This is a genomic window from Paenibacillus sp. FSL P4-0081, assembly GCF_000758565.1.
In the GTDB taxonomy this organism is placed as follows: domain Bacteria; phylum Bacillota; class Bacilli; order Paenibacillales; family Paenibacillaceae; genus Paenibacillus_AQ; species Paenibacillus_AQ phytohabitans.
On the sequence record NZ_CP009280.1, the window covers coordinates 6,515,835 to 6,527,095 of the forward strand.

10 protein-coding genes and 1 other RNA gene are annotated in these 11,261 nt (G+C 53.7%); 3 read left to right on the forward strand and 8 right to left on the reverse strand.

Going from position 1 to position 11,261, the window contains the following annotated elements:
* Nucleotides 1-146: 146 nt before the first annotated feature.
* Nucleotides 147-848: a TerC family protein gene (locus tag P40081_RS27820; protein WP_039304177.1), complete on the forward strand. Its 702-nt coding sequence runs from the start codon at nucleotides 147-149 to the stop codon at nucleotides 846-848.
* A gap of 81 nt (nucleotides 849-929) precedes the next feature.
* Here P40081_RS27820 and thiI read toward each other — a convergent pair whose 3' ends face one another.
* The 6 genes from thiI to P40081_RS27850 form a co-directional block, all read right to left on the reverse strand.
* The gene (gene thiI, locus P40081_RS27825) at nucleotides 930-2,156 is read right to left on the reverse strand and encodes a tRNA uracil 4-sulfurtransferase ThiI (protein ID WP_371916271.1); all 1,227 of its coding nucleotides are present in this window, start codon (nucleotides 2,154-2,156) and stop codon (nucleotides 930-932) included.
* Between the two features lie 72 nt (nucleotides 2,157-2,228).
* A complete protein-coding gene (locus P40081_RS27830; protein ID WP_042139410.1) occupies nucleotides 2,229-3,380 on the reverse strand; it encodes a cysteine desulfurase family protein in 1,152 nt (383 codons plus the stop codon).
* A 144-nt stretch (nucleotides 3,381-3,524) separates the two neighbouring features.
* Nucleotides 3,525-4,238, reverse strand: coding sequence for a lytic transglycosylase domain-containing protein (locus P40081_RS27835; RefSeq protein ID WP_042139411.1), 714 nt, complete (start codon nucleotides 4,236-4,238; stop codon nucleotides 3,525-3,527).
* 192 nt (nucleotides 4,239-4,430) lie between these two features.
* On the reverse strand, nucleotides 4,431-4,832 hold the full coding sequence (locus tag P40081_RS27840; RefSeq protein ID WP_042139414.1) for a hypothetical protein: 402 nt from the start codon (nucleotides 4,830-4,832) through the stop codon (nucleotides 4,431-4,433).
* Nucleotides 4,833-4,843: 11 nt separating this feature from the next.
* Nucleotides 4,844-5,065, reverse strand: coding sequence for a DUF1540 domain-containing protein (locus tag P40081_RS27845; RefSeq protein ID WP_042141544.1), 222 nt, complete (start codon nucleotides 5,063-5,065; stop codon nucleotides 4,844-4,846).
* A 176-nt stretch (nucleotides 5,066-5,241) separates the two neighbouring features.
* Nucleotides 5,242-5,739 carry a YpuI family protein gene (locus P40081_RS27850; protein ID WP_042139416.1) on the reverse strand — a complete coding sequence of 166 codons (498 nt, stop codon included), beginning with the start codon at nucleotides 5,737-5,739 and terminating at the stop codon, nucleotides 5,242-5,244.
* Between the two features lie 281 nt (nucleotides 5,740-6,020).
* Between P40081_RS27850 and P40081_RS27855 the strand changes: the two genes are divergently transcribed.
* Nucleotides 6,021-7,898, forward strand: a complete 1,878-nt coding sequence (locus P40081_RS27855) for a S8 family peptidase (RefSeq protein ID WP_042139417.1) — start codon at nucleotides 6,021-6,023, stop codon at nucleotides 7,896-7,898.
* A gap of 37 nt (nucleotides 7,899-7,935) precedes the next feature.
* On the opposite strand, the gene pdxR is transcribed toward P40081_RS27855, so the two are convergent.
* A complete protein-coding gene (gene pdxR / locus P40081_RS27860; RefSeq protein ID WP_042139418.1) occupies nucleotides 7,936-9,378 on the reverse strand; it encodes a MocR-like pyridoxine biosynthesis transcription factor PdxR in 1,443 nt (480 codons plus the stop codon).
* A 95-nt stretch (nucleotides 9,379-9,473) separates the two neighbouring features.
* On the opposite strand from pdxR, the gene P40081_RS27865 reads away from it, so the two are divergent.
* Nucleotides 9,474-10,688 carry an aminotransferase-like domain-containing protein gene (locus P40081_RS27865; RefSeq protein WP_042139419.1) on the forward strand — a complete coding sequence of 405 codons (1,215 nt, stop codon included), beginning with the start codon at nucleotides 9,474-9,476 and terminating at the stop codon, nucleotides 10,686-10,688.
* A gap of 115 nt (nucleotides 10,689-10,803) precedes the next feature.
* Here the strand turns inward: P40081_RS27865 and rnpB are convergent.
* Nucleotides 10,804-11,220, reverse strand: an RNA gene (gene rnpB, locus P40081_RS36915) — RNase P RNA component class A.
* Nucleotides 11,221-11,261 lie beyond the last annotated feature (41 nt).

Below are 11,261 nucleotides of genomic sequence, written 5' to 3' on the forward strand. Positions count from 1 at the left end.
CAGGGTGACAAGCTATGCATCCTGTCCTGCTTTTTTAGAAACTACGCATGAGCGGGGCTGTTCCAGCGTATACAAAATTATAGCCTGCCTGCCGTATGTCAAAAAAGCCCGTATATCTTCCAAACAAATTCGAGGAGTGACCCCTATTGAATCCATCCGTTACGGATTTCATACTATCCCTGCTGAATATTGTCTTCCTCGATCTGATTCTGGCCGGTGATAATGCCATAGTGATCGGCCTGGCCGCGCGGAACCTGCAGGGAAGTTCGCAGAAGAAGGCAATTCTGCTGGGCACAGGGGGCGCCGTGGTACTGCGGATTATCGCGACGATCCTTGTCGTGTGGCTGCTCAAAGTGCCCTGGCTGCTGCTATTCGGCGGACTGCTGCTTATTATGATCGCCTACAGGCTGCTGACAGGGGGGAATACGGAGGACACGGACATACAGGCCGGAGGAACACTGTGGTCGGCCGTACGGACGATCATTGTCGCAGATGCGGCGATGGGGCTGGATAATGTTATCGCGATCGCCGGGGCAGCCAAACACAATATTACGCTTGTGGTGCTCGGGCTGCTGATCAGTGTGCCGATTGTGGTCTGGGGCAGCACGCTGTTCATCAAGCTGATCAACAGATATTCCTGGATTATCTATATCGGCTCAGCCGTGCTTGGGTTCACGGCCGCAAGTATGATTACCAGTGAGAAGCGGATTGCCCCCTTCTTCGAACAGCAGCCGCTGCTCCACTATCTGTTTATTGCTCTGGTGATTGCAGGCATCCTTGCCGCCGGCCTCTGGCAGCGCCACCGCGCACAGGGCAGAATTCCGCATAGCGGCAATTCTACCCGGTAATGCATATATCGCCATATATCAGAAAGAGGTGCCCCGGCCAACCAGTATTACCGGCTGCAGGGCACCTCTTCTTCAGCTATTCTAGAACCATTCTTCCTGTAAACCTGCCTGTACAGGGATCACATCGCTCGGCTTCTCATCACCGTATGGTGTAATCGATACCGTCTCTGTTCCGGCAACCGCCGCTTCCAGGAGTGTCTGGTACCCGGGCAGCGTGGCTTCAATCTTGTCCACAATCCGCATGTTCGGATTCGTCGTCGGCGACTTGGGCACGAACAGCGTACAGCAATCTTCATAAGGAAGGATGGACAAGTCATAGGTGCCGATACTCTGGGAGATTCCGACAATCTCACTCTTATCCATCATCACCAGCGGACGCAGCAGCGGCAGCTCAGTGGCACGGCCAATGACATTCATGCTTGGCAGCGTCTGGCTGGCGACCTGCCCCAGACTGTCACCGGTGATCAGGGCCAGCGCCCCTTCGCGTTCAGCGAGAGCGGTGGCAATCCGCAGCATGGCCCGGCGCATTAGTGTAATAATCAGATTATCCTGGCCAATTCCGGTAAAGGAGGTCTGGACCTCCGTGAACGGAACCAGGTGGAGCTTGATCACTCCGGCATAACGCGACAGTACCCGCGTCAGATCTACAACCTTCTGACGGGCAAGCTCGCTGGTATACGGGTAGCTGTAGAAATGGACACATTCCACTTCAAGTCCTCTGCGCATGGATGACCAGCCCGCAACCGGGCTGTCAATGCCGCCGGACAGCAGCAGCATTGCTTTGCCGTTCGTACCGAGCGGGAACCCGCCGACACCGGCAATATTCTCGCAGAAAATATAGGTATGCCCTTCACGAATCTCAATTCTCAGCTCCATCTGCGGAGATTTCACATCCACAAGCAGCCCGGGATATCCCTGCAGCAGAGGAGTGGCAATAAGCTTGCCCATCTCAATGGAGCCATATGGAAATCCCTTCCATACCCGGCGGGCACTAACCTTGAAGGTCGTTCCTGCTGCCGGGGCAATAATATTCAGGAATGTCCTGCTGGCTGCAAGAATCTCTTCAAATTCCGACCGGGACACCTTCACCGGGCTAATTGAAGCAATGCCGAATACATTCTTCAGTGCATCCGTTAACTCTCCCGCCGGCTCACCGTTCAGTTCGACATATATCCGCCCGAATTCTTTGCTGAGCACCACACCGGGATAGGGTTTAACCATCTCCTTCACATGACGGAGCACTGTTTTTTCGAACCGGCTGCGGTTTTTTCCTTTTAAGATAAATTCTCCAAAGCGCAGCAGAAGCATATCCGCATATTCAATGCTGCTTCCAATCCCCGCAGCGTTTGCTCCGTGGTCTGACTCTATAATTGTCATTTGTTATTTCACGCCTCCTTCAGCAATCTTCAAAGACTGGACAGCGGCAAGCAGCGCCTGCTCCAGCTGCTGCACCTCCTGCTTCGTATGGCTGTCACCCAGACTGATACGGATGCCGCCAAGCGCAGCAGCCCGGTCTCTCCCGATGGACAGCAGCACCCGGCTCGGTTCGGCCAGCCGTGACGAACAGGCGGAGCGGGTGGCAACAGCCATTCCCAGTTCCTCCAGCTTCCTGGCCATAACCTCCCCCTTCATTCCGGGGTAAGAGAAATGGACAATATGAGGCGCCCCATCTCCGCTGCTGTTCAGCACAAGCTCCGGAATTCCGGATATATAATCCTCCAGCTGTTTTTTTAGCGGCGTAATCCGGCGGGTGAATTCCTGCCGCCGTTCGCCGCTCATGCGCACCGCCTTAGCTGTGGCTACAATATTCGGCACATTCTCTGTTCCGGCGCGGTTGCCCATCTCCTGTGAACCTCCGGTAAGCAGAGGGAACAAGGTTACGCCTTCCCGTACATACAGGATTCCTGTTCCGCGCGGGCCGCGGATTTTGTGCGCTGACAAGCTGTACAGATCCGCCTGCCATTCCTTCAGCCGGGTCTCCAGCTTGCCATAGCCCTGCACCCCATCGACATGAAACAGTGTCCGGCGGTTCACCGCCTTGACCTGCCGTCCGATCTCACGCAGCGGCTGCACCGTGCCAATCTCATTATTCACATGCATTACACTGACCAGTACGGTATCCGGCCGGACCGCAGCTGCAACCCGCGAGGGTTCGACGACTCCGGAGCTGTCCGGTGCAATAAAGGTAATCTCCCAGCCAAGCTGCTGCAGCTGAAGACAGCTCTCATAGACTGAAGGATGCTCCAGCTCGGTAGTTATTATATGTCGGCCTCTGCCCTGATATTGCAGCGCCGCCCCTTTGATTGCCAGGTTATTGCTCTCAGTAGCTCCAGAGGTAAACACTATCTCCTGCGGCTGCACGCCAAGCGCTGCCGCACACACTTCCCGCGCACGCTTGATCAGCTTGTCCGCCTCCGCCCCCGCACGGTGCAGAGATGAGGGATTGGCAAAGTGCTGCCTCATGACTTGTTCCATAGTCTGCACTACCTCCTCATACGGCGGAGCAGCAGCGGCATAATCCCAATACAGCATATATCGGCGTTCTCCTTTGCTTATCGTTTCAGCGAGAAAGAATAAGTATAGCAAAATTCATACTTTATTTATATGTTGCAAAAAGGATCAAACGGGCTGCTGCCGCCGGAGCGGCTGGATGCAGATTCCGTTTGATCCTTTATATTATAACGCGTATTGCGCGCGGGCGCGTTCTATTTTGGCAATATAGGCCTGAGTTTCCTTCGGAAGCTCTGAGAGATTAGCCATCAGTTCGGCATCGTTGCTGACGCCAAGCTTATTAACGCGGCCTGGTCCGGCATTATAAGCGGCCAGTGCCATATTCTCCTCGCCATTGTAACGTTTGAGCTGGTAAGAAAGGTAGCGTACGCCTCCGTCAATGCTCTGGGCCGGGTCAAACGGATCGGAGACACCCAGACCGTTCGCCGTTCCATCCATTAATTGCATCAGCCCTTTGGCCCCTGCAGAAGAAACAACATTAGGATTAAACGAGGATTCCGTATCAATTACAGCCTTGATCAAATCAACAGGAACGCCATATTTCGCGCTGGCCGTCTGGATCAGCTCTTCGTAATCTGTCGGCACCGTGTGCGTTATTTCCCCGGAAATGCCGTCATACGTTTCAGCTGTTCCACCAAGCTGCTGCCAGAGCAGATTACTTAGTGAAGAAGCATCCGTGAGTGAGGTTAAAGTGCTTCCGCTGCTGCCGCCGGTTGCGGATTGCAGGGCCGCCTGCTGTAGTAAAGCCGCGAATTCCGCTGCCGAAGAACCTGTTACTCCGGATGAAACCTTGCCGCTTCCGCCCTTCATGCTTGAACTCCTCAGATCAACCCATTTCAGTTGCCCGGTTCCGCTTGCTGCAGCGGGGTCGATTGCCATGCTCCCATTCCCTCTTTCATCATAAATCTATATAAACAAAATAAAGCATTTCTATTTAAATTTGAAATACGGCTTTATTTTACAATTTATTTTCAGTAATTACTATATGCCAAACAGAAAAAACAGACCTCAGACCCGCATAGTTAGGTCTGAAAGCCTGTTTTGAAATCATATTTCTGCATGCAGCTTACCCTAACGGGCAAAAGGAATTAAGACAAAATAACTTAAGGTAGAGACAATTCCAAGTCCCATGGACCAGGCGCCAGCAGTTTTTTGTCCCCTGGCATAGGCATAATACCCGAGCACTGCAGCAATAGGCCCCATAATTATTGACCAGATAAATAGGGAAACCACACCAAATCCGAGGCCAATATAACCGATTGTCCGTTCATCGCTTTCCTTTACACTGCCGGTTGTACGTTCTGTTTCCCTGCCTGCGGTACTATGGACCTGCACGGGAAGCGGACTGATTTCAGCAGCATATTCCTCGTTATGACTTCTGTCCCGGCGGGGATAATCCACTCTGCGCGGACGCAAAATAATCTTCCTGCGTTCCGAACGGTCCACTTTGGGTTCATCATTCTGATTGTCCATAAGGGCCTCCTCTAGGCGTTCGGCTTGAACGTCAGACAACAGGTTGCGGATGAAGTTCCGGCATGGTCATGATGATTATTTGCCGTCAGCTCTTCAGCATATTCTTCCTTGAAATGGCTGCCTGCATGCTTGTCAATTTCAATTACAATTTCTTCGGCACGGCACAGGTTCTGTTCTCCCCAATAATGACAGTTGCTCACACTGCATCTCACAAGCGGTTTTGCGTTTGTCATAATGATCACCTCGGCTTCATTATGTCCTCTCCGCATTACTGCTATGCGGCTGAATGGTTTCCAGCTGATGAATGGAGCCGTTCATATGTACATCCAATTGTGCACGCAAAAAAGACCAGGCTGTCATGTTGCTCATGACAAACCCGGTCCTTTACCTGAAACCGGCAGCTCCGGTATTACACCTGATTCTGCATCCGTTTCTCCGTTAAATAATCGTTCTCATAATAAGCCAGATCATCACGCAGCTCTTCATAGACCTTGGTAATCTCCATAATAATATCGCGTGCCGGACGAACCGGCTTCTTGCGGAAACGGATCGCATCCTGACCTGTGTAGGCATAGCGTCCATCTTCGGAGTAGCTTTCGTTCTTAGGATAGAAGAAGTTGTTCACTCCAAAATGATATACATTATATAGCGCTTTTTGCGCGAAGGCTTCATCAAAAGTGGCGCGGCGCAGAGCAACCCCAAGCTTCTCATAAGACATCTCCGAGAACACCAGCAGATGGCGGAGATCGGACAAGAACCCTTGATAGAAATGCAGTGTTTCTTCATCCTCTTCGGCAACCAGTTGCGGAAGCGCATGCTCGTTCAGGAACAGTTCCATTTTTCCGATTACGGATTTAAGTTTTTCTCTCGTCGATTCACACAATTTCTGCACATTAGCTGCTGACATGGCGATTGCTCCCCCTTATTAGTCCTTGCTTTGTAGTCGTTACGACATAATCATTTCGAGTAGTTCTATCTTGATAGTATCACAAAACTTCACCGGTCTCCACCCACCGTAAGTGAGGAGAATCATCCCGGTCCGTCAGACCGGATACAAGCCTCTGAAGGCGCTTATTTTCTGATATTAACATAAAACCCTGTACGGCGGTATCCTTTTCTCCGATGCATAAAACCGGCCCTCTCTTCTAAACCTAACAGGTATTACAATGCCAGGAAGGAGCGGAAACCATGTCACGAAAAAATTTAACCGTCGCCGGTCTGGTCACTGCTGCGCTGACGGTGGTGCTGCTTACTTTTGCCCTGCGGCCGGAAGACAGCGCCATAAGCGGTACCCTAAGACAAGCCTCTGTGCCGAATCCCTCTCAGGAGAAAACCATCAAGAAAACGGCCCTGGTACAGGATGTGAGTGCTACTGACCGCCTGAACCGCGTGGATGTAAGCAAGCATCTTAGAACTATGCTCTCGGATACCCACGGCGCTTCGCCTGAGGATATCTCAGCATATGCCAGGAACTTACAGCAGGGACACGGTCATATCACCATGCTGATGCTGATTGATTTCCGCACGCAGAAGACAACTACCTATAAATCCTCTCTTCCGGAAGGAACGGACCAGGAGAACAAGCAGCTGCTCAAATACCTGAACACAGCCAAATCGGCCATCAAGGGGCATCAAGCCTATGAGTCCCCGTCTTTTGTAATCGGCAGCAAGAAATATTATTTCGTGGCACAGCGTGACCAGGAGGGCCAGTTCGGCGTCATCGCCCTGATCAATCAGAAGATCCTTGACCGGGTAGCCCAGCACCAGCTGAAGAATCTCCGTCTGATCCCTTATCCTAAGGAAGGCAAGTACCGCGTAGAATCCGTTCATGCCGATACGCTGCAGGACCTCACTGTCAAGACAGGCCATGACAACGAGAATGCCAGCCACTACTACGAGAACGAGATCGTCGTCCGGTTCCGGAGCGGGCATCCTACAGCAGGCCAGCTCCAGACCATTGCCGCAGATATTCAGTGCAAGGAGCCGCGTAAGCTGGGATATGCCTATATTTTCCGCTCAGAGAAGATGAACTATTCCCAGCTCAAAACCTACTTCGCTTATAAATGGCACCCGCAATATTCCGAGCCTCACTATATGTATTTAACCAATGATACAGTGAGCGAAAATACAGGAGCCAATGTTATAACGCCTAATGATCTGCTCTTCTCCACCTATCAGTGGAATCTGCCGGCCATTGAAACAGAGCTGGGCTGGAATCTGTCCAAAGGCAGCAAGGAAGTCGTTGTAGCCGTGGTGGATACCGGAGTTCAGGCGGACCATCCCGATCTGCAGGGCCAGCTGCTGGCCGGATATAATGCGATAACTAACGGCGGAGCGCCGGATGATGATGTCGGGCATGGCACGCATGTCTCAGGCATCATCGGAGCATTGACCAATAATGAGGAAGGTGTGGCCGGCATCAGCTGGTATAACAAGATCCTTCCGGTAAAAGCGCTCGACAACTCCGGGGCTGGCACCACTTATTCCGTTGCCGAAGGCATCATCTGGGCTGCCGACCATGGCGCCAAAGTGATTAATCTCAGCCTGGGCAATTATGCCGACTCCCAGTTCCTGCATGATGCCATCAAATATGCCTATGACCGCGACGTTGTCATTGTCTCCGCTTCCGGCAATGACAATACTGAACGGCCGGGCTACCCCGCGGCCTATGAGGAGGTAATTGCCGTGGCCGCAACCAATTCCACCGGAGAGAGAGCGTCTTTCTCCAATTACGGGGATTATATCGATGTGGCTGCACCCGGGGAGAGTATCGCCAGCACCTATCCTGATAATCAGTATGCGGCATTATCCGGCACCTCGATGGCCAGCCCTCATGTGGCAGCGCTCGCCGGGCTGGTACGCTCGCTGAACCCCGAACTGACCAATAAGGAAGTAACCGAACTGCTGACCTCAAATGCGGTGGATCTGGGTGATGCCGGACATGATAAATACTATGGCTGGGGTCAGGTAGATATCTACAAGACACTGCAGGCTGCCGGCGGAGGTCAGGTTCCCCTGCAGTTATTCCCCCAGCATGTCGGTAAACAGCTAAAATCCATGCAATGAGTTAGGCGCTTGTCCGCCTGGCCTGACGCGGGAAGGCTTATTGGCGGATTGAACGCAGATGCCGGTCCAGCAGATGCAGGAACTGTCTGAGCCCGCGCTCCATGTCTTCTTGCGTAAGCTGCGAATAACAGAGCCGGATATGGCGGGAAGGCGTGTCTCCGGCATAACAGACATCTCCGGGCAGGAAGGATATCCCTTCCTGATCAGCCAGCGCATGCAGCTTGTCAATCCCGGGGGATTCGGGCAGCTGCAGCCATAGGTTCAGGCCGCCCTCAGGCAGCGTCCAGCTGACTCCGGCCGGGGCATACTGCTTCAGAAGGATCGCCGCCGCTTCCTTGCGAAGGCGCAGGGCGGTCCGCAGCTTCGCCGCGTAAGCCTCATACCTGCGGTCGATGAACGGCAACACCGCCCGCTGGGTCAACAGCGGACTGCCCAGGTCACTCGACGACTTGGCGGCAATCAGCCTGGACAGGATATTGCCTTCAGCGGCAACGCAGGCGATCCGGCATCCGGGCGCGAGCACTTTGCTGAAGCTCTTCATGTAGACTACATGCCCGGCGCCATCCATCGATTTGATCGACGGCGGGGGCGGCTGATGGAAATACAAATCACTGAACGGATCATCCTCCACAATGAGACAGCGGTAACTGCGGGCAAGCTCCAGCAGCCGCTGTCTTCTTGTTATGCTCATCGTAGCGCCGCTGGGATTCTGAAAGGTAGGATTCGTATAGATGAGCTTCGGCGGTCTGCGGTCACACATTGCAGTAAGCCGGTCCACCCGCATCCCTTGCTCATCCATCGGAACGAAGATCATCTCTGCCCCCCGTCCGGCAAAAACATCAATGGCCCCCGTATAGCTGGGTGCCTCCAGATACACGGTGTCCCCGGGACCAACGAAGGTCCGGGCCACCAGATCGATTCCCTGCTGTGAACCGCTGGTAATCATTAAGTCATTGGACCCAATCGCTATGCCCCGGCTCTGCAGATGCCTGCGCATCACCTCCCTCAGCTCCTGATCCCCCTGGAAATTCCCGTAGGAGGCCATCAGCTCCGGCTCTTCTTGTACCAGAGCCGCCATAGTGGCGCCAATCGGTTCAAGCGGAAGGAGGCTGCTGTGTATCGCTGCCAGATGGAAGGGATATTTCACTTCCGAATAATTGAAGTTGCGCCACAGCTGTGCCCGCGGCAGGTAGTCGTCATAACTGTCCTGCCATCCGGCTGAAGTATCGGGCAAATTCCGCTGCCGCTCCGCTACATAACAGCCTTTGCCCTGGCTGCAGACAATATGGCCGCGGGTTTCCAGATCAGCATAAGCCTTGCTTACGGTTACCTGGCTTACCTTCAAGGAGGAGGCCAGGCCTCTTACGGAAGGCAGCTTACTCCCCGGCTGGAGCAGTCCGGAAGTGATCCGCTGGGCGAATGTCTCACTGATCTGCTGCGGCAGAGATTTAGTGCTGCTGCGTAGTAAATCAATACGCATCCCGTTTCCCCCTGACTGTTATATTTAGCGCTTTACTGTTATACTGCTATACCGTTATGATACAACAAAATTCAGATTAGCGGGGAGCATGAACCATGAAGATCAATTATGCTGAGATGACGAACCACCTGGGGTCCTCAGCTGTCCGTGACATTCTCAAAATTACGCAGGGCAAAGATATTATCTCGCTGGCAGGCGGCCTGCCTGCTGAGGAGCTGTTCCCTGTAGAGGCTGTCCGCGATGCCTATAGCCGTGTACTCTCCAGTGATGTTTCAGCGCTGCAATACGGCTTAACCGAAGGATACCTTCCGCTGCGTGAAGCGGTCGCTGCAAGATTGGGACAGCAGGGTATTCCGGTGTCTGCACAGGAAATGCTCCTCACCACCGGTTCCCAGCAGGCTATAGACCTGCTCTGCAGAATACTTATTGATCCGGGTGATGCCGTACTGGTGGAAGCCCCGACTTACCTGGCTGCCCTGCAGGTGCTGGGCTCCTACCGCGCAGACATCCGTGTTGTAGACAGCGATGAACAAGGGATGCTGCCTGAGCATCTGGAAGAACAGCTCCGTACGCACCGGCCTAAGCTCCTGTATGCCGTCCCTACGTTCAACAATCCCTCAGGTGCAACCTGGAGCAAAGAACGCCGTGAACAAGTTGTAGGGCTATGCAGGAAATACGGCGTGCTGATATTGGAAGACAATCCGTACGGCGAGATTGCCTTCGATGAGACACCGGGAGCATATCCGCCTGCGCTCGCCGCCATTGACAGAAGTCTGGACGGGGATTCCTGTGTGGTCTACACCGGTACGTTCTCCAAAATCGTTGCACCCGGACTGCGCACCGGCTGGATCACCGGGCCCCTGGAACTGATTCGGGTCGTTGCCAAAGCCAAGCAGGCTGCCGATCTGCATTCCAGCGCCATTGATCAGCGCGCTCTGCATGAGCTTCTGCAGAGTTTTGACCTTGAGGGTCATATCCGAGTGATCTCCCGTGAATATCAGTCACGGATGAAGCTGCTCTCGGCTGAGCTCTCCTCGCGGAACTGGGAAGGTGCCAGCTTCCTTGAGCCGCGCGGCGGCATGTTCCTGTGGCTGACCCTGCCCGGCCGCATCAATACCGCAGAGCTGCTGCCGCTTGCAGTAGAGCAGGGCGTTGCCTTCGTTCCCGGCGAGGTATTCTACTCCGCCCGGCCGCTGAAGAATGCGATGCGCCTCAACTTCACCCATACACGGCCGGAGCTGCTGCCGCTTGCGGTGCAGCGGCTGGAGACAGCCATGTCCCGGTATGAGGAGCGCTTGCTCCCTATGTAGCCAGTCACCGGATGTTACCTATAACTGTATACAAAAGGCGGCCCCCTGAGGAGGCCGCCGTCTTAATGTCTGTATGTGTATTGAGTTACCGCACAGTGCTTATTTCGTTGTCAGTTAGGAAAGTTTGCCGTAAGCCGGGTTCTGTGCTCGTTGTGGTTCAAACGGGAACTACCCTCCCACCATAAGCGACAATCATCTATCTAGGCCATACATTACTGCACAGCTCCAGCGACCAACCTAGACACGCCTCAGGCGAAGGCTGCTTCTCCCGGTTAGGGAAGACGCTGCGTCTCATTAGGTCTTGCTCCAGATGGGGTTTACCAGGAACGAAGTCACCAGCGTTCCTCGGGGTCTCTTACACCTCGGTTCCATCCTTGCCTGTGCTGCCCGAAAGCAGCCATCGGCGGTCCATTTCTGTGGCACTATCCTTCGGCTCGCGCCGACTGGACGTTATCCAGCATCCTGCCTTATGGAGCCCGGACTTTCCTCCCGCGGCGTTCTCACGCACACCGGCGATTGTCTGTCAAACTTTCCGGAACAACATTGTATATTATACAGACTTGGACCAGCGGA

Bases quoted from the DNA above. Each gene is read 5' to 3' on its own strand.
- thiI (WP_371916271.1), bottom strand. From the start codon at position 2,156: ATGCTTCTGCTGCGCTTTGGAGAATTTATCTTAAAAGGAAAAAACCGC.
- P40081_RS27840 (WP_042139414.1), bottom strand. From the start codon at position 4,832: ATGGACAATCAGAATGATGAACCCAAAGTGGACCGTTCGGAACGCAGG.
- pdxR (WP_042139418.1), bottom strand. From the start codon at position 9,378: ATGCGTATTGATTTACTACGCAGCAGCACTAAATCTCTGCCGCAGCAG.
- P40081_RS27865 (WP_042139419.1), top strand. From the start codon at position 9,474: ATGAAGATCAATTATGCTGAGATGACGAACCACCTGGGGTCCTCAGCT.
- P40081_RS27830 (WP_042139410.1), bottom strand. From the start codon at position 3,380: ATGCTGTATTGGGATTATGCCGCTGCTGCTCCGCCGTATGAGGAGGTA.
- P40081_RS27845 (WP_042141544.1), bottom strand. From the start codon at position 5,065: ATGACAAACGCAAAACCGCTTGTGAGATGCAGTGTGAGCAACTGTCAT.
- P40081_RS27855 (WP_042139417.1), top strand. From the start codon at position 6,021: ATGTCACGAAAAAATTTAACCGTCGCCGGTCTGGTCACTGCTGCGCTG.
- P40081_RS27850 (WP_042139416.1), bottom strand. From the start codon at position 5,739: ATGTCAGCAGCTAATGTGCAGAAATTGTGTGAATCGACGAGAGAAAAA.
- P40081_RS27835 (WP_042139411.1), bottom strand. From the start codon at position 4,238: ATGGCAATCGACCCCGCTGCAGCAAGCGGAACCGGGCAACTGAAATGG.